This window comes from Actinomadura sp. NPDC048032, assembly GCF_040653175.1.
Lineage (GTDB): Bacteria > Actinomycetota > Actinomycetes > Streptosporangiales > Streptosporangiaceae > Spirillospora > Spirillospora verrucosospora.
The window spans coordinates 1-16,596 of record NZ_JBEZJP010000147.1 but is presented as its reverse complement, the minus strand read 5'-3'; the positions used below and the strand labels follow the sequence as shown (position 1 = coordinate 16,596).

15 protein-coding genes are annotated in these 16,596 nt (G+C 74.6%); 7 read left to right on the top strand and 8 right to left on the bottom strand.

What is annotated here, in order from left to right; translation table 11 throughout:
- Positions 1–108: 108 nt before the first annotated feature.
- A complete protein-coding gene (locus tag AB0C69_RS20445) occupies positions 109–534 on the bottom strand; it encodes a pyridoxamine 5'-phosphate oxidase family protein (RefSeq protein ID WP_360355663.1) in 426 nt (141 codons plus the stop codon).
- 116 nt (positions 535–650) lie between these two features.
- Positions 651–3,068 (bottom strand): glycosyl hydrolase family 65 protein, encoded by a 2,418-nt coding sequence (locus tag AB0C69_RS20440; protein WP_360355660.1) that lies wholly within the window; start codon positions 3,066–3,068, stop codon positions 651–653.
- A 218-nt stretch (positions 3,069–3,286) separates the two neighbouring features.
- On the opposite strand from AB0C69_RS20440, the gene AB0C69_RS20435 reads away from it, so the two are divergent.
- Positions 3,287–4,138, top strand: coding sequence for a universal stress protein (locus AB0C69_RS20435; RefSeq protein WP_360355658.1), 852 nt, complete (start codon positions 3,287–3,289; stop codon positions 4,136–4,138).
- A gap of 51 nt (positions 4,139–4,189) precedes the next feature.
- Here AB0C69_RS20435 and AB0C69_RS20430 read toward each other — a convergent pair whose 3' ends face one another.
- On the bottom strand, positions 4,190–4,714 hold the full coding sequence (locus AB0C69_RS20430) for a CBS domain-containing protein (protein WP_345172020.1): 525 nt from the start codon (positions 4,712–4,714) through the stop codon (positions 4,190–4,192).
- Positions 4,711–7,434: an HAD-IC family P-type ATPase gene (locus tag AB0C69_RS20425; protein ID WP_360355655.1), complete on the bottom strand. Its 2,724-nt coding sequence runs from the start codon at positions 7,432–7,434 to the stop codon at positions 4,711–4,713. Before AB0C69_RS20425 ends, AB0C69_RS20430 begins: the two co-directional genes overlap by 4 nt.
- Before the next feature lie 199 nt (positions 7,435–7,633).
- Between AB0C69_RS20425 and AB0C69_RS20420 the strand changes: the two genes are divergently transcribed.
- From AB0C69_RS20420 to AB0C69_RS20410, 3 genes are read left to right on the top strand one after another with little or no spacing between them, the layout of a single operon-like run.
- Positions 7,634–8,518 (top strand): universal stress protein, encoded by an 885-nt coding sequence (locus AB0C69_RS20420; RefSeq protein WP_360355652.1) that lies wholly within the window; start codon positions 7,634–7,636, stop codon positions 8,516–8,518.
- Positions 8,515–9,012: a flavodoxin domain-containing protein gene (locus tag AB0C69_RS20415; RefSeq protein ID WP_360355649.1), complete on the top strand. Its 498-nt coding sequence runs from the start codon at positions 8,515–8,517 to the stop codon at positions 9,010–9,012. The genes AB0C69_RS20420 and AB0C69_RS20415 overlap by 4 nt, the downstream gene beginning before the upstream one ends.
- Positions 9,009–9,875: a universal stress protein gene (locus AB0C69_RS20410; protein ID WP_360355646.1), complete on the top strand. Its 867-nt coding sequence runs from the start codon at positions 9,009–9,011 to the stop codon at positions 9,873–9,875. The genes AB0C69_RS20415 and AB0C69_RS20410 overlap by 4 nt, the downstream gene beginning before the upstream one ends.
- A 120-nt stretch (positions 9,876–9,995) precedes the next feature.
- Here the strand turns inward: AB0C69_RS20410 and AB0C69_RS20405 are convergent, their stop codons facing one another.
- Entirely contained in the window at positions 9,996–10,685 is a 690-nt protein-coding gene (locus tag AB0C69_RS20405; protein WP_345172030.1) for a response regulator transcription factor, read from the bottom strand.
- 203 nt (positions 10,686–10,888) lie between these two features.
- Between AB0C69_RS20405 and AB0C69_RS20400 the strand changes: the two genes are divergently transcribed.
- Complete coding sequence (locus AB0C69_RS20400) at positions 10,889–11,896, top strand: hypothetical protein (protein WP_345172032.1); 1,008 nt, start codon at positions 10,889–10,891, stop codon at positions 11,894–11,896.
- Here AB0C69_RS20400 and AB0C69_RS20395 read toward each other — a convergent pair.
- On the bottom strand, positions 11,877–12,311 hold the full coding sequence (locus tag AB0C69_RS20395) for a pyridoxamine 5'-phosphate oxidase family protein (protein ID WP_360355642.1): 435 nt from the start codon (positions 12,309–12,311) through the stop codon (positions 11,877–11,879). The genes AB0C69_RS20400 and AB0C69_RS20395 overlap by 20 nt on opposite strands.
- Positions 12,312–12,401: 90 nt before the next feature.
- Between AB0C69_RS20395 and AB0C69_RS20390 the strand changes: the two genes are divergently transcribed.
- Positions 12,402–14,123, top strand: coding sequence for a GAF domain-containing protein (locus tag AB0C69_RS20390; RefSeq protein WP_353834446.1), 1,722 nt, complete (start codon positions 12,402–12,404; stop codon positions 14,121–14,123).
- 28 nt (positions 14,124–14,151) lie between these two features.
- Here the strand turns inward: AB0C69_RS20390 and AB0C69_RS20385 are convergent, their stop codons facing one another.
- Positions 14,152–14,733: a hypothetical protein gene (locus AB0C69_RS20385; protein WP_353834447.1), complete on the bottom strand. Its 582-nt coding sequence runs from the start codon at positions 14,731–14,733 to the stop codon at positions 14,152–14,154.
- Between the two features lie 239 nt (positions 14,734–14,972).
- On the opposite strand from AB0C69_RS20385, the gene AB0C69_RS20380 reads away from it, so the two are divergent.
- Entirely contained in the window at positions 14,973–15,536 is a 564-nt protein-coding gene (locus AB0C69_RS20380) for a hypothetical protein (protein ID WP_360355639.1), read from the top strand.
- A 98-nt stretch (positions 15,537–15,634) separates the two neighbouring features.
- On the opposite strand, the gene AB0C69_RS20375 is transcribed toward AB0C69_RS20380, so the two are convergent.
- Positions 15,635–16,564, bottom strand: a complete 930-nt coding sequence (locus tag AB0C69_RS20375) for an AAA family ATPase (RefSeq protein ID WP_360355637.1) — start codon at positions 16,562–16,564, stop codon at positions 15,635–15,637.
- Positions 16,565–16,596 lie beyond the last annotated feature (32 nt).

Sequence of the window (16,596 nt, the reverse complement as noted above, 5' to 3'; positions counted from 1 at the left end):
AAAATCGTACATCTACGCCGCTACGCGAAGGCCCCGCCACCTCGCCGGGCCCTACGCGATGAACGGGCGGCGCAAGCCGCCTCGGGCGCCGTCACGCCGCCGAGCTGTTCAGGCCGCGGTCTCGTGGGCGTCGACGGGGGTGACCCCGACGCGCTGACCGGTGATCTGCCGGCAGGAGACCAGGATGAAATCCGCCCCGGCTCCGGCCGTCCAGGGCCGGAGGGCCTCGCGGGCGCGCTCCCCGGGATCGCGGACGACCCGTGCCCGCCCGATGACGGTGACCGACCACCCGCTGCGGCGGGCGGCGTCCAGATCGTCCGCCTGGAAGGCCACGATCGCGCCCCGGGTCGCGGCCGGCAGCCGGGAACCGCGCGGCACCGCGATGACCACGTCCTCGCCGTCGACGACGAAACCGACCGGCGCCACGGCGGGCAGCGCCTGCTCGGTGAAGACGATCCGGCCGACGGCGGCGGTGCTCATGAGGCGCAGGCACTCCGCTCGCGTGAGGCCCGCCGCCTCGTCCGCGCTCCTCATGGCTTCCTCCCTCATGTCTCCATGCTCCGCTCCGCCCCCGGCGGGCGGGAGGGGCCAAGGTCACCTCGCCGGAAGCCGTCCGTCCCCTTCCGGCCGGGCCCTTCGAACGGCCCGGCTCAGCCGCCGGCCGGCGGCGGCCTGCCGGCCAGCAGGGGGCTCTCCCAGGACGCGCCCGGCTGGATCTCGATCTCCTCGGCGCCGTAGGAGATGCGGATGGGGGAGGCAGCGCCGGGGCGCAGCGCGACGCGGACGAGGTCCTGGCGGCAGGTCAGGTCGATGCCCCAGTTGCCGCGGTAGCGCAGCCCGAGGCGCAGCTCGCCGACCGCCGGGGGCAGGCGCGGCTCCAGCCGCAGCGCGCCGCCCCGGGTGCGGACGCCGGCGTGGCAGCGCTGGACGAGGTCGACGGTGCCCGCCATCGCGCCCAGGTGGACGCCCTCGGCGATGGTGCCGCGCTGGACGCCGGTGACGTCGGTGAACAGCGATTCGAGGAAGACGCCCCAGGCCTCGTCGCCGTCGGTGTGGGCGAGGATCCAGGCGTGGACGAGCGAGCTCAGCGTCGATCCGTCGCAGGTGCGGGGCAGGTAGTAGGCGATGGTCCTGGCGGCGAGCTCGGGCCCGTGCTCGTAGCCGAGGTTCCGCAGGACGGCGTCCAGCTCGCCTGGCGAGAGCACGTAGAAGAGCATGAGCACGTCGGCCTGCTTCGAGGCCTTGTAGCGGTTCGGCGAGTCGCCCTCGGCCTCCAGGATCCGGTCCAGCCTGCGGATGTCGCCGTAGCGTTCCCGGTAGCGGGCCCAGTCGAGCTCCTCCAGGCCGCCGTAGCCCTCGAACTGACTGATCACCCCGGCGTGGAAGGGGACGTACATCTTGCGCGCCACGTCCTCGAAGCGGGTGATCTCCTCGCGGGTCAGCGCGAGCCGTTCGCGCAGCTCCCCGCGGCGGTCCTCGGGGAGGACGGCGAGCGCCTCCAGCGCCCGCTCCAGCAGCCAGGCGGCGAGGACGTTGGTGTAGGCGTTGTCGTCCAGGCCGGGCCGGTCCCGTCCCGGGTAGGCGTCGTGGTACTCGTCCGGGCCCATGACGCCGCGGATCCCGTACCGGTCGGTGGAGCGGTCGTAGACCGTCAGGTCGGCGAAGAACCGGGCGACCTCCAGCATGATCTCGGCGCCGTACTCGGCGAGGAACTCGGCGTCGCCGGTCGCCTCGTAGAAGCGCCAGACGTTGAGCGCGATGGTCAGGCCGACGTGGCGCTGCAGGTGCGTGTGGTCGGGCAGCCACCGGCCCGACCGCGGGTTGAGGTGGACGAGCTGGGTCTCCTCGCGGCCGTCGGCGGCGCTCTGCCACGGGTACATGGCGCCGCGGTGCCCGGCGGCCGCCGCGGCGCGCCGGGCGGCGGGCAGCCGCCGCCACCGGTACAGCAGCAGCGCGCGGGCGATCTCGGGGAACCGCATGGTCAGGAACGGGAGGATGAACACCTCGTCCCAGAAGACGTGGCCGCGGTAGGCCTCCCCGTGCAGGCCGCGGGCCGGGACCCCGACGTCCAGGTCGACGATGTGCTCCGACACGGTCTGCAGCAGATGGAAGATGTGCAGGTTGAGGACGCGCTGGACCTCGACGTGGTCGACGCTCAGCTGGCAGCGCCGCCACAGCCGGTTCCACGCCAGGGTGTGCCGCTCCAGCAGGGCGTCGAAGCCGCCCGCCTCCGCCGCGGCGCCCAGCGCGGCCTCCCCGGCCTCCTCGACGGCGCGGTCGCGGGAGGTGAACACCGCCGCCACCTTCTCGACCGTGACGTGCGCGCCCTGCGCGGCGTCGACGGTCAGGTCCTGGGCGGCCCACCCGTCCTCGGCGAGCCGGGAGGCCTCGGCGGGGACCGACACCCGGGTGCGGGCCGCGACCCCGATGCCGATCTTCGAGGAGACGGTCGAGGCGCGCAGCAGGAGCGGCCCCCGGTCGTCCCGCCGCGGCGGCTCCTCGCGGGTCAGGTGGGTTCCGGGCAGGTCGCGGTACCGCTCGACGCCGGCGTTGGAGACCCGGCCGTCCAGCGCGGACCGGATGCGCAGCATGCCGCTCCAGTCCTCGGCGACGATCGTGGTCTCGAGCGCGGCCAGGTGCGGGTCGTCCATGGAGACGATCCGGCGCTGGGCCAGGCGGAACGTCCGCCCGGCCCGGTCGCGCACGCGGACGAGCCGGGTCAGGACGCCGCGCCGCAGGTCGAGTTCCTGCCGGTAGGACAGGAGCCGGTCCTCCTGGAGGGCGGCGTCCGGGTCGAACCACTCGCCGTCCTCGGCGCGGAAGGTCAGCGGCAGCCAGTTCGGCATGTTGACGAGGTCGGCGTTGTCGGCCCGCAGCCCGCCGATCTCGGTCGGGAGCCGGTCGTAGCAGCCGGCGACGTAGGTCCCGGGGTAGTGGACGCCGTCGGCCGCCGACTCGGGGGCGGCGCCCCGGGTGGCGACATAGCCGTTGCCGAGCGTGCACAGCGCCTCCCGCAGCCCTTCCGTCGCGGGATCGTAGCCGTCGTAGGCCAGGATCCACCGGCTCATGGCGTCTCCTCACACCGTCGTCGGGGCCCTCGGCCGGGCACTCCCGCCAACCACGCTGTCATCGGCCCCTCGGCTCCCGGCAGTACCGGACGACCCGGCGCGGCGGGACCTTCGGCCCGTGCCCCGTGGCCCGGACCGGCCGAGACTGAAGACGGGACCTCTGTTCGAGGAGGGGTGGACGGATGGCGGCGCTGACGAGGGCTCAGAGGTCGAACGTCTTGTTCGGCTATGACGGGACCAAGGAGAACGACCCCGCGCTGCGCTGGGCGGTGGAGGAGGCGCGGCTGCGCGGGCTCGACCTGATGCTGTGCTACTGCTGGCACTGGCCGTACCCCAGCGGCCACGTGGACGCCGGCGTGCAGGCGGTGCTCCAGCGGGCGGGGGAGAACCTCCTGCGCAAGGGGGCGCGCCGGGCGCGCGACCTGGGCGCGCAGGGGAAGGTGCGCACGCTGCTGAGGCGGGAGCCCGCGTGCGACACGCTGGTCTACGAGTCCGACGACGCGGAGCTGATCGTGGTCGGCTCGCACGAGCGGCACCTGCTGCCCGCGGGCTCGACGGCGACGGAGCTCCCGGCGCGGACCCGCCGCCCCGTGGTGGCCGTCCGCGGCGCCGACGGCCACCGCGGTCTCATCGTGGCCGGAGTCGACGCGTCGGAGCACGCGGACGCGACGGTCGGCTTCGCCATCGAGGAGGCCGCGCTGCGCGAGTGCGACCTGCGCGTCGTGCACGGGGCGTGGGAGCCGGGCGCCGTGCCCGAGAGCGACCTGCCGCTGTTCGCCGACAAGGCCAGGCTGTTCCAGGCGCGGGCCGCGATGCTGGAGCGGCTCGTCCACCCCTGGCGGCGGCGGTACCCGAAGGTCCACGTGGACGTCTCGCTGCTGCTGGAGCGGCCCCGCGAGACGCTCCTGGACGCCGCCGACGGCGCCGACCTGCTCGTGGTGGGCGACCGCGGCACCGGAAGCCTCGATCCGCTGCTGCTGGGGGCGACCAGCTCGGCGATGCTGCACCACGCCCCCTGCTCGGTCGCGATCGTCCCGGCGCCCCGGTACACCGCCCAGAGAGTCGCCTGAGGGAACGCCCCGCCGGCCGCTCGCGCCACGCCGCGGGCGGCCGCCGCCGGTTCAGTCGGGGGCGATGTTGCTCCGGCCCGGGTGCGGGGCCCGCGTCTCGCGGGGGAGCACCGGCTCGATCCGGTACAGCGACGGCATGCCGCCGGTCCGCGCCGGGATCTCGCGGTGCACCCCGGCGAGGGCGCAGACCAGGTCCCGTGCGGTGACGAGGCCGGCCAGGGCGCCGTGCTCGTCCGTCACCGCCACGTAGTCGCGGTCCGACTCCAGCATGGCCAGGGCCGCTTCGGCGACGGCGGCCGACGGGCGCACCGTCGCGGGCGGCCGGGACGGCAGGAGGTCCGTGACGGGGCGGCGCGCCTCGCGGGGAACGGCGGCGTCCCAGGCCGAGGTGAGGGTCTGGGCGTCCAGGACGCCGAGGAAGCCGCCCTCGACGTCGGTGACGGGCAGGTGGTGGATCTCGGCCCGGCACATCAGCTCCCAGGCCATGATCACGGACTCGTCCGCGGCGATGGTGAGCAGGTCGCGGCTCATCAGCTCGGCGACGGCGCGCTGCTCCAGCGGTGGGCTCGGCGTCATGGCTCCTCCTCCGGGCCGAACGGATTGCCTCCGGCTCCAGACTCCTCCGGGACGCCTGCCGCCGGCAGGGGCGAACGTCCCCCGACCCGGCGCCGGAGGGCCGGATCGGCGCGCGACTGGACGTACTTCAGAATCTCGATCACCACGTAGGAGACGGCGGCGATGACGACGATCCGCGCCCAGGCGCCGGCGCCGAGCGGGGCGGAGTGGAACAGGCCGTTCATGAAGGGCGCGTAGGTGTAGAGCGCCTGGACGGCGACGAGGGCCAGGACGCTGGCGCCGACCCAGGGGTTGCGGCGGACGCCGTGCCACAGCAGCGGACGGTCCAGCGACAGGCAGTTGAAGAGGTAGGTGAGCAGTGTCAGCGCGAAGACGTTGACGACGATCGTCTGCGCGACCTCCGGCGTGGCGCCGTGGGCGCGTTCCCAGTGCTGGAGGCCGAACGCGCCGGCGAGCAGGATCGCCGAGACCACCAGGACGCGCAGCGTCATCGCGCGGGTGAGCAGCGGCAGCGACGGGTCGCGGGGCGGGCGCCGCATGATGTGCTCGTCCTTCGGCTCGACGGAGAACGGCAGGCCGAGCACGAGCACCGCGGTCATGTTCAGCCAGAGGACCTGCAGCGGCAGGACGGGCAGCGCCGTGCCCGCGACGATCGCGGCGACCAGCACGAGCCCGAGCCCGATGTTGGACGGCAGCGCCCAGACGATGAACTTGACCAGGTTGTCGAAGACGCCGCGCCCCTCCTCGACGGCCTTCTCGATCGAGGCGAAGTCGTCGCCGGTGAGGACCATGTCGGCCGACTCCTTGGCGGCGTCGGTGCCGGCGCGTCCCATGGCGACGCCGATGTCGGCCTGCTTGAGCGCGGGCGCGTCGTTGACCCCGTCCCCGGTCATCGCGATGACGTGCCCCCGGTCCTGCAGGATCTGGACGAGGCGGAGCTTCTGCTCGGGGGAGACGCGGGCGAAGACGGTGGTGGCCTGGACGCGTTCGGCGGAGACGCCCGAGGTCAGCTCGGCGCCCGTCATCACCTCGCCGTCCAGCCCGACGCGGGTTCCGACGGCGCGCGCGGTGGCGGCGTGGTCACCAGTGATCATCTTGACCTGGACGCCGGCGTCGTGGCAGGTCCGGACGGCCCGGGCGGCGTCCTCGCGGGGCGGGTCGAACATGGCCTGCAGGCCGAGGAAGGTCAGCGGGGGCGGTTCGTCCAGCGCGGAGCCGCGGGCGCGTCCCCGGGCGAAGGCCAGCACGCGCAGCGCCTGGCCGCCGTAGGCCTCGGCGCGCGCGGTGACCGCCGCTCGGTCGAGCGGGACGGGCGCGCCGTCCGGACCGGCGGCGTCCTCGCACAGCTCCAGGATCCGCTCGACGGGGCCCTTGACGTAGACGGCGCCGTCCTCGTGCAGGGTGGCCATGTAGCGGCGCTCGGCGGTGAACGGCAGGGTGGCGACGCGGTCCGGCACGCCGTCGACGCCGGCCTTGGCCGCGCTGGTCAGCAGGGCGCCTTCGGTCGGGTCCCCGGTGATGTGCCAGCCGTCCCGCCGGTGCAGTTGCGCGTCGTTGCAGGCGAGGCCGGCCAGCAGCGTCTCCCTGAGCGCCGGGTCGGCCGCGGCGTCGACGTCCCGGCCGTCCCGCCGGATCGTCCCGGTGGGCGCGTAGCCGGCGCCGGTGACGGTGTAGTCGCGCCCGCCGGCGGTGACGGCGGTGACGGTCATCTGGTTCTGGGTGAGGGTGCCGGTCTTGTCGGTGCAGATGACGGTGGTGCTGCCGAGCGTCTCGACGGCGGGCAGGTGCCGGACGATGGCGCCGCGGCCGACCATGCGCGAGACGCCGAGCGCGAGGGTGATCGTGACGACCGCGGGCAGCCCCTCGGGGATCGCGCCGACCGCGAGGGCGACCGCGGCGGTGAGCATCTCGGTCGCGCCGCGCCCGCGGAGCACGCCGATGAGGAAGGTCAGCGCGGCCAGCGCCAGGATCGCCACCGTCACGATCTGGCTGAAGTGTGTGATCTTGCGGGTGAGGGGCGTCCGGACCGCGCCGGTGCCCTCCACCAGCCGGTGGATGCCGCCGAGCTCGGTGTCCGCGCCGGTCGCCACCACCAGGCCCGCGGCGCTTCCGGACGTCGCCAGCGTGCCGGAGAAGGCCATGCCGGTGCGGTCGGCGAGGGCGGCCTCGTCCTGCGCCGCGGTGTCCTTGGCGACGGGCACCGACTCGCCGGTGAGCGCCGACTCGTCCACCGCGAACTCGTCGGAGCGCAGCAGCCGCAGGTCGGCCGGGACCTTGTCGCCGGCCTCCAGCCTGACCAGGTCGCCGCGCACGAGTTCGGCCGACGGCACGCGCCGGGCCGCGCCGTCGCGGACGACCAGCGCCGCCGTCCGGGCCATCGCGGCCAGGGCGCCCAGCGCCTTCTCCGCGCGCGACTCCTGGACGAAGCCGACGACGGCGTTGACGACCACCACCCCGAGGATCACCAGCGCGTCCACGTGCTCGCCGAGCAGCCCGGTCACCGCCGCCGACACCAGCAGCACGTAGATCAGCGGGCTGTTGAACTGCAGGAGGAACCGCACGACGGGGCCGCGCCCGCGCACGGCGGGCAGCGTGTTGGGCCCGTCGCGCTCCAGCCGTCGCGCCGCCTCGCCGGAGGAGAGCCCGTCGGAGGCGTCGCCGCCGAACGCGCGCACGACCTCGTCGGCCGTCCTGCGGTAGGGCGCCGGAGCCGTCGTCATCGGGGCCCGCGGCCGCGGCCGCCGGGGTCGGCGACCGCGGGGTCGCAGCGTACGTCCATCGTCGCACCTCCTGCCGCCCCCAGCCTGGCCGCACGCCGCGGCCGGGGGCAGGGCCGAAGGTCCCGGCGTCGGCGGACCCACGCCTCTGACCGCTCCGCCGCCGGTGTTGTGAGTCTTGGAGATCTGGAGGTGGAAGACGATGGACGGAGCACATGTCCTGGTCGGGTTCGACGGTTCCCCCGCCGCCGGGCGCGCCCTGCGCTGGGCGGCGGCGGAGGCGGCGCTGCGCGGCGTGCCCCTGCGGGTCTGCCACGCCTGGAACTGGCCCTATCCCGCGGGGCCGGAGGGGGACGAGGCGCTGGAGATCGTCCGCGGCATGGGCGTCATCGCCCTGGAGGACGGGCTCCGGATCGCCCGGGAGACCGCGCCCGGCCTGGACGTGCGGCCGCTGCTGTCCCAGGGCACGCCGCCCGCCGCGCTGCTGGCGGCGTCGCGGGACGCCGAGCTGATCGTGGTCGGCGCCCGCGGGGCCGGCGGGTTCGACCGGCTGCCCCTCGGCTCCACCGCCGTCCACGTTCCCGCGCACGCCGACCGTCCCGTCGTCGTCGTGCCCGCCCACGACCCGGCGCGGGCCGGGAAGAGGATCGTCGTCGGGATCGACGGGTCGCCCGCGAGCCAGGCCGCGCTGCGGTTCGCGCTGTGCGAGGCCGGGCTGTGGCACGCGTCGGTCACGCTGGTGTGCGCGTGGTGGGACCCCGCCGCGCTCCCGGGCCCGGACCGGCTGCCGTCCAGCGATCCGCAGGGCCTCGAGGAGCAGGCCAAGGCGCGGTTCGCCGCGGCGGTCGCGCCCCTTCTGGCCGCACACCCCGGGGTCGCCGTCGAGCGGCGGTTCGTCCTGGAGCGGGCCGGGCGCGCCCTCGCCGACGAGGCCCGGGACGCGAGGCTGCTCGTGGTCGGCGACCGCGGCATCGGTTCGTCCCCGAAGACCCTGCTCGGCGCCGTCACGAGGTTCGTGCTGCACGAGGCGCCGGGTCCGGTCGCGGTCGTCCACGACCGCGACCCGCACACGAAGGAGCCGTCATGATCCGGGTACTGGTGGCGTACGCCTCCGAGCGCGGCGGAACCGCCGAGATCGCCGAATGGGCGGGCGCCGCGCTGCGCGAGTCGGGCGTGGAGGCCGACGTGCGCCCGGCGGGGGAGGTCGACGCCCTCGACGGGTACGACGCCGTCGTCGTCGGCGGCGCCCTGTACGTCGGGCGCTGGCACCGGGAGGCGCGCCGCTTCGTCCGGCACCACGCCGACGCGCTGGCGCACCGGCCGGTGTGGCTGTTCAGCAGCGGTCCGCTGGACGACAGCGCGCGGGAGCGCACGATCGACCCCGTACCCGGCGTCGCCAAGTACGCCCGCCGGATCCGCGCCCGGGGCCACGCCACCTTCGGCGGGCGGCTGGCTCCCGACGCCCGGGGCTTCATGGCCGGCAAGGTCGCCCGGACGGCGTCGGGGGACTACCGCGACCGCGACCGCGTGGGCGACTGGGCCGCCGGCATCGCCCGCGAGCTGCGGAGCGTGACCGTATGAACAGGATCATCGTCGGGGACGACGGTTCGGAGCCGAGCCTGCTCGCGGTCGACTGGGCCGCCGACGAGGCCGCCCGCCGCGGCGCCTCGCTGCACGTCGTGTACGTGGTCACGCCGTGGTTGTTCGACGTCCCCGCCGATCCGGGCGCCGCCCGCGTCCGCGAGCAGCTGCTGGACGGCGGCCGGGACATCGTCGAGCTCGCCGTCGCCCGCGCCCGCGACCGCGTTCCGGGCCTGGAGGTGACCGGCGAGCAGACCGGCGGGCAGCCCGCCAAGGTCCTCGTCGAGCAGGGGCGCGACGCGCTGATGGTCGTGACCGGCTCGCGCGGGTCGGGAGGCCTTTCGGGGCTGCTGCTGGGCTCGGTGGCGATGCAGGTCGCCGCGCACGCGGCGTGCCCGGTGGTGGTCGCCCGGGACCCGGACGCGGACCCGCGTGGAGACGTCGTGGTCGGGGTGGACGGTTCCCCGGCGGGCGCGGACGCCGTCGGTTTCGCCTTCGAGGAGGCGTCCCTGCGCGGGGTGCGGCTGCGCGCCCTGACCGCCTGGACGCACCCGGTCCCTTCGGGCCGGGGCGACATGCAGCCTCTCGTCTACGACCGCTCCCTGGTCGCCGCGGAGGAGGAGCGCGTCCTCGCCGAGTCGCTCGCCGGGTGGTGGGCCAGGTACCCCGACGTCAAGGTGGTGTCCGAGGCCGTCTACGGCCGGGCCGCGAAGGTCCTGGCGGACGCGTCCGTCAACGCGGGCCTGCTGGTCGTCGGCTCCCGCGGGCACGGGGGGTTCGCCGGGCTCCTGCTGGGATCGGTGGGCCACGCGATGCTGCTGCGTGCGCACTGCCCGGTCGCCATCGTCCGTAGGACGCGATGACAGCGTCCGTCCGTAGGACGCGATGACAGCGTCCGTAGGACGCGATCACAGCGTCCGTGGACGCGGGTGATCGGGGAAGCCTGGCCCGGCCGCCCCCCCAAGGCCCGGCCGGGCCAGGGCTCAGTCGCGCCCCTGCCTTGCCTGGGCGCCGTCGGCCTTGAGCTGCGCGGCGAGGGCGGCGGCCTGCGTGCGGCGGCTCATGCCGAGCTTGGCGAAGATGTTCGAGATGTAGTTCTTGACCGTCTTCTCGGCCAGGAAGAGGCGCTCGCCGATCTGCCGGTTGGTCAGGCCCTCGCCGATGAGCTCCAGGATGTGCCGCTCCTGCTCGGTCAGGCCCTTGAGCGGGTCGCTCTTCTCCTGGCGGGTGCGGAGCCGTTCGAGCATGCGGGCGGTGCTGCGGGGGTCGAGGAGCGACTGCCCGGTGGCGACGGTGCGGACGGCGCCGACGAGGTCGGAGCCGTGGATCTGCTTGAGGACGTAGCCGGACGCCCCGGCCATGACCGCCTCGAAGAGGGCGTCGTCGTCGTCGAAGGAGGTCAGCATCAGGCACGCCAGCTCCGGCAGCTGGGAGCGCAGCTCGCGGCAGACGCTCACGCCGTCCCCGTCGGGCAGGCGGACGTCCAGCACGGCCACGTCGGGCCGGACGGCCGGGATCCGCGCCAGCGCCTCGGCCGCGGTGCCGGCCTCGCCGATGACCTCGATGTCGTCCTCGGCGGACAGCAGCGCGGCGACTCCGCGGCGGACGACCTCGTGGTCGTCCATCAGAAAGACCCGGATCGTCCCCGCGTTCCCTGGCGTCTGGGCGGTCATGGCTCTCGTTTCCTCGGTCCGGTGGTGACGGAATGGACGCTACCCCGCCGCCGGCCCCGTCCCCAGCCCGCGGAGGTCCCCCGCCCGCGGGACCTACGTCCCGACCCGGAACACGTCCCTGCGCCCCTTCGGGATGGACCTTCGGCCCTGCCGCGGGGGCGGGGGCCGCTGGTGAGGTGAAAGCTGAGGGGAAGGAGCGATCCATGCAAACCAGGTACAGGACTTCCGCGGACATCGCGGACGACATAGAGCGCGCCGTCGAGGACGCGCTGTGGGCGCCGTCGGTGCACAACACCCAGCCGTGGCGGTTCGGCGTGCGCGGCCCCCGCGTCAGCCTGCGCGCCGATCCGGACCGCCGCCTGGGCGTCGCGGACCCGAGGGGCCGGGAGATGCTGATCAGCTGCGGCGCCGCGCTGTACAACCTCCGGCTGTCGCTGCGCGCCCAGGGCTACGACCCGCTCGTGCGCCTGCTGCCCGATCCGGACCGCCCGCACCTGCTCGCCGACGTGGTCCTGGAGCCCGACGAGCCCGCGGACCGGCAGATCCTGCGGGAGCACGAGCAGATCCGGCGCCGGCGCAGCCATCGGGGCGCGTTCCGTCCCGAGACCGTCCCCGCCGGGGTCCTGTCGGCCATGCGCTACGACGTCGAGCGCGAGGGCGCCCGGCTGATCGAGGCGGTCGACCCGCACGTCAAGGGGGCCCTGGCCGCCCTGACGGACGCGGCCGAGCACATCCAGCGCCGCACCCCCGCGTACTCCACGGAGATCGGCCGCTGGGCGCCCTCGCCCAGGACGGCCCGCAAGGACGGCGTCCAGGAGGGCGCCTACCCCAGGCGGACTCCCGAGACCAGCCCGAACTTCCCCGCCCGCGACTTCGCCCGCGGCCAGGGGTGGGGCGCCGAACCCGCGCACCCGGAGGGGAAGAGCACGGCGGGGGTGGCGCTTCTCCTGGTCTCCGACGGCGACGGGCCCGCCGACTGGCTGCGCACGGGCCAGGCGCTGCAGCGGGCGCTGCTGAGGGCGGCCGAGGGCGACCTGGCGGCCGCCTTCCACACCCAGGCGCTCGAAGTGCCGGAGCTGCGCGCCTTCATCCGCGCCCACTTCTGCCGGGACGCCTACCCGCAGATGCTCCTGCGCATCGGGGCGCCGGAGGGCGAGGGGCTGGACACCGTCCGCCGGCCCGTCGCCGACGTCATGATCGTGGAGCCCTGAGCGGGACGGCTTCGGGGATGCGGCGGCCGGTGATGAGCCGGGGCCGGACGACGATGAACTGGTCGTGCTCGCCCGGCGCCCAGCTCCGCAGCGGGAGCGCGGACAGCCGGGCGATCTCCCCGGGCTCGGTGACGCGGCGGGCGGGTCCCACGGTGACCACCGACCAGCCCCTGCCGCCGTCCGCGTCGATCTCGTCGATCTCGAAGGCGACGATCGTGTCGGAGGCGGCGGTGGCCATCCGCGAGGCCGATGACGTCTTCACCACGATGAGCTCGCCGTCGAAGACGAAGTTGACCGGTTGTACGGTGGGCAGCGCCTGGAGGGTGAACACGATCCGGCCGACCGTCGATCGGCCGAGCAGGGCCCGGCATTCCCCGTCGTCGAGGATCTCCATGCCGCTGTGGTCGAGGTGCATGACCCCAATGTGGTGCACCGGCGGCCCGGGCATCAGGGTCTAAGGTCCCTGACCTGACTTCTCGCCCCGGGGCAGGGTAATACTGGACCTGTGGTTCATGATTCGGGCGCCGGCCATGACCGGGCACGGCTGATCCTGCCGCAGCTGCAGCTGGACGATCTTCTGTCGGAGCTGCAGTCGAGGCTGGAGGCGGCGAGGTCCACCCGGGACCGGGTGCACGCGCTGCTGGAGGCCGTGGTCTCGATCGGCAGCGAACTCGACCTGGAGTCGGTGCTGCGGCGCATCACCGAGGCGGCCACCACCCTCGTCGACGCCCGCTACGGAGCGCTCGGCGTCATCGGCGAAGAGGGCGAGCACCTGGTGCAGTTCGTCACCGTGGGCGTCAGCGACGAGGAGATCGAGGCGATCGGCCACTGGCCGCACGGGCACGGGATCCTCGGCCTGCTGATCCGGGAGCCGCGCTCGCTGCGGCTCCCTGACCTCGGGGACCACCCCGCCTCCAGCGGCTTCCCCTCCAACCATCCGCCGATGCGGACGTTCCTGGGCGTCCCGATCCGCGTGCGGGACGAGGTGTTCGGCAACCTCTACCTGACGGAGAAGGCCGGCGGCGGCCAGTTCGAGGAGGAGGACGAGGTCGTGGTGATCGCGCTGGCCACGGCCGCCGGCGTCGCGATCGAGAACGCCCGCCTGTACCAGGAGACCCGCCGGCGCGAGCGGTGGCTGGAGGCGTCGGCCGAGGTCTCCACCGCGCTGCTGTCGGGCACCGACCCGCACGAGGTGACGACGCTGGTGGCGCAGCGGGCGCAGGAGATCGCCGAGGCCGACCTCGCGGCCGTGGCGCTGGTGGAGGAGGGCGGCGCGCACTTCGCGGTGGAGGCCGCCCGAGGACAGGGCGCCGAGCGGCTGGAAGGGCTGCGGGTGCCGCTGGAGCACTCGGTGGCCGGGCCGGTGTTCACCGAGGGGACCGCCCTGCGGCTGGCCGACGGGGAGAAGGCGGCGCGCGATGCGAACCTGCCCACGCGGGTGCCGATCGGCCCGCTGCTGATCGTGCCGCTGGGGCTCGGGTCGGCGGCGCGCGGCGTCATCTCGGTGGTCAACCCGCCCGGCGGGGCGCTGTTCTCGGAGGGGACGCAGCGGCTGCTGGAGGCGTTCGCGGGACAGGCGGCGGTGGCCCTGGAACTGGCCGAGCGGCGCCGGGACGCCGAGCGGCTGGCGCTGCTGGAGGACCGCGACCGCATCGCCAAGGACCTGCACGACACCGTCATCCAGCGGTTGTTCGCGACCGCGATGGGGCTGATGGCGGCGATCAAGATCACGCAGAAGCGGGAGGTCGCCGTCCGGGTGCAGCGGGCGGTGGACGACCTGGACGACACCATCCGGCAGATCCGGTCGTCCATCTTCGCGCTGCAGGGCCCCGAGACCGACGAGACGTCGCTGCGCAGCCGGGTGCACTCCCTGGCCGACAGGGCGGCGGAGCATCTGGGGTTCGCGCCCTCGGTGCGGCTCGACGGGCTGCTGGACACCTCGGTCGACGAGGAGATCGGCGAGCAGCTCCTCGCGGTCGTGCGGGAGGCCCTGTCGAACGTCGCCCGGCACGCGCACGCCACCGAGGCCGCCCTGACCATCGACGTCGGGGACGACGTGACGGTGCGGGTGGCGGACAACGGCGTCGGCATCGCCGAGGGCGGTCGCCGCAGCGGGCTCCGCAACATGGAGTCCCGCGCCGAGGGTCTGGGCGGCACGTGCACCGCCGAACGGCGCCCGGAGGGCGGCACGCTGCTGGTCTGGTGCGTCCCGCTCAAGCCCGCCTGATCTTCCGCACGCACCGGTCCCGCCGGCATCAGGGGCCGATGCGGTTGTCGAGGCGCGCCCACTCGGCGTCCCACGACCGGGAGCGGCAGCGGTCGCACCGCGCCCGGACGAGCCAGTAGAGGCAGAGCGCGGGCAGCCCCGTGGCGATGACCACGCCCGTCCCGTCCACCGCGGTGTGGATGACCGTCTGCGCGTGCCGGCGGGGCGGTGTGATCGAGACGCCGTCGGGCCCGGCCCACAGGATGAGGCGCTCCCCGACGCCGGCTCCCCGCCACGTCGTGTAGTCACCGGTCCGCCGGGTCCCGTCGGGTTCGGTCCAGGCGACCGTGACCGTGCGGCGGCCCCCCGGATCCTGGACCTTCACGATGGTGGCCTCGACGCGGTGCCGTGTGGCGGCCTGCTGGCGCTCGGCCCGCACGCCCGAGCCGTACGCGGCCTGGACGGCATGGGCGAGCAGCGGCGGCGTCGCGCTGAGGAAGACGATGAGCAGGAGCAGTCCGAGCCGCCACTGGACCCGGTCCACGTGGCGCCGCAGGTCGTTGCGGTCGAAACCGCAACTGCGACGCCAGCGGTCGATCCGTGCTGTCCAGCGGCCGGTCCGTGCTCGCATGGTCGTCGCTCCCATGACGCCGTCCCTTCACCTTCCTTCCACCCTGACGCTACGCATCCGCCCTGGACGGCTTGCAGAGGCGGAAGCCCTACGCGGGAGGGACCTCCCGGGCCCTCCAGCCCTCGGAAGGCGGGACCTTGGTCCCGCCGATCATGCGCCGAACGTACCTACAGGCCAAGGGCGATCCAGGGTTGAGTCATGGGTGACGAGATCATCGATGCGATGGAAGGTGAGTGGCGATGGCACTCTCCGAGCACAAGACCCACGTGGGCCGGGACACCCTGATCCGGGTGGTGACCCCCAAGCCGCTGACCGAGTCGCACGCCGCCCGTTACGCGTGGGCCGCCGCCCGCCTCGCGCTCGGCTGGATCTTCCTGTGGGCGTTCCTGGACAAGACCTTCGGGCTCGGCCACGAGACCCCCGCGGCCAAGGCGTGGATCGACGGCGGCAGCCCGACCGAGGGGTTCCTGGCGCACGCGACCGCCGGGCCGTTCGCCGGCTTCTACCACGACATCGCGGGAGCGGCCTGGGCCGACTGGCTGTTCATGCTCGGCCTGGCCGGCATCGGCGCCGCCCTCGTCCTCGGCGTGGGCATGCGGATCGCCGCCGCGGCGGGAGCCGCGCTGCTGGTGATGATGTGGTCGGCGGTCCTGCCCCCGGCGAACAACCCCTTCATGGACGACCACCTGGTCTACGCGATCCTGATCATCGGACTGGCCCTGGTCAGCGCCGGTGACACCCTGGGCCTCGGCCGCTGGTGGGGCGCCACCCGCCTGGTCGAGCGCCTCCCCTTCCTCAAGTGACCTGATCCGCGACACGAGGGGCGCTCTCCGCGAGCGCCCCTCGTACGCGTGTCCGACAGGAGGGGACGACGCGTCGGACGGCCGAGCGGTCGGGCGGGTCAGGCGGGACGCGGCGGGGGAGAATGCTCAGGCGGACCCGCGGGATGGATGACGGCGAGGGCCTGGTCGACCGCGCGGGACAGGGCCCCGCCGGTGTCGACGGCGGCCGAGCCGGGCCAGGGCGCGGAGTCCGCGCGCATGGCGGCGGCGATGCCCGCGTCGGCGTCGGAGGCTCCCCGGGGACGGGTCCGCATCCGTTCGGCGCAGACGGCCTCCGGCGCTTCGCAGCGCAGCGGCGTCAGGCGCGCGTGCTCCCGCTCGGCGACGGCGGCGACGGCCTCGCGGTCGGCGTCCGACGTCCAGGAGGCGTCCAGGACGACCGTCTCGCCCATCCGGAGCAGCCGCGCGGCGCGCGCGGCCATCTCGCGGTAGGTGCGCCGGCTCCATTCCGGCGTGTAGATGCCGGAGCCGTAGGGGGCGCCCGCGGGGTCGGCGGGGGCCAGCCCGGCGAGCTCCTTGCGGATCCGGTCGCTGCTGAGCACCGTGCAGCCGAGCCGGTCGGCGAGCGCGCCGGCCAGGGAGGTCTTTCCGGTGCCCGGGAGCCCGCCCACCATGATCAGACCGACGCGGCCGGCGCGCAGATGGCGCAGCGCGACGTCGGCGTAGGCGCGGGCGTCGGCGGCCGCGTCCGGGGCGCCCTGGCCGTGGCGCAGGCACGCCACCTTGGCGCGGACGAAGGCGCGGTAGGCCACGTAGTGGTGGCGCAGCGAGGACGGGGCCGGGTCGGCGGCGTACTCGGCGTACCAGCCGAGGAAGCGTCCGGCGAGCTCCGGGGCGCCCAGGCGTTCGAGGTCCATCGCCAGGAACGCGGCGTCGTCCAGACCGTCCAGGTAGCGGAGCCGGTCGTCGAACTCCAGGCAGTCGAGGATCCGCCCGGCGATGCTCCGCGTGGAGCCGTTGGCGCTCGCGTACGCCACCAAGATTGTCAATTTCCTCACCTCCGGCGCTGTCTGTCTCAAGC

Coding starts and splice junctions, on each gene's coding strand:
- AB0C69_RS20385 (WP_353834447.1), bottom strand. CDS start 14,733: ATGCGAGCACGGACCGGCCGCTGGACAGCACGGATCGACCGCTGGCGT.
- AB0C69_RS20395 (WP_360355642.1), bottom strand. CDS start 12,311: ATGCACCTCGACCACAGCGGCATGGAGATCCTCGACGACGGGGAATGC.
- AB0C69_RS20420 (WP_360355652.1), top strand. CDS start 7,634: ATGGACGGAGCACATGTCCTGGTCGGGTTCGACGGTTCCCCCGCCGCC.
- AB0C69_RS20380 (WP_360355639.1), top strand. CDS start 14,973: ATGGCACTCTCCGAGCACAAGACCCACGTGGGCCGGGACACCCTGATC.
- AB0C69_RS20440 (WP_360355660.1), bottom strand. CDS start 3,068: ATGAGCCGGTGGATCCTGGCCTACGACGGCTACGATCCCGCGACGGAA.
- AB0C69_RS20425 (WP_360355655.1), bottom strand. CDS start 7,434: ATGACGACGGCTCCGGCGCCCTACCGCAGGACGGCCGACGAGGTCGTG.
- AB0C69_RS20405 (WP_345172030.1), bottom strand. CDS start 10,685: ATGACCGCCCAGACGCCAGGGAACGCGGGGACGATCCGGGTCTTTCTG.
- AB0C69_RS20415 (WP_360355649.1), top strand. CDS start 8,515: ATGATCCGGGTACTGGTGGCGTACGCCTCCGAGCGCGGCGGAACCGCC.
- AB0C69_RS20400 (WP_345172032.1), top strand. CDS start 10,889: ATGCAAACCAGGTACAGGACTTCCGCGGACATCGCGGACGACATAGAG.
- AB0C69_RS20410 (WP_360355646.1), top strand. CDS start 9,009: ATGAACAGGATCATCGTCGGGGACGACGGTTCGGAGCCGAGCCTGCTC.
- AB0C69_RS20445 (WP_360355663.1), bottom strand. CDS start 534: ATGAGGAGCGCGGACGAGGCGGCGGGCCTCACGCGAGCGGAGTGCCTG.
- AB0C69_RS20430 (WP_345172020.1), bottom strand. CDS start 4,714: ATGACGCCGAGCCCACCGCTGGAGCAGCGCGCCGTCGCCGAGCTGATG.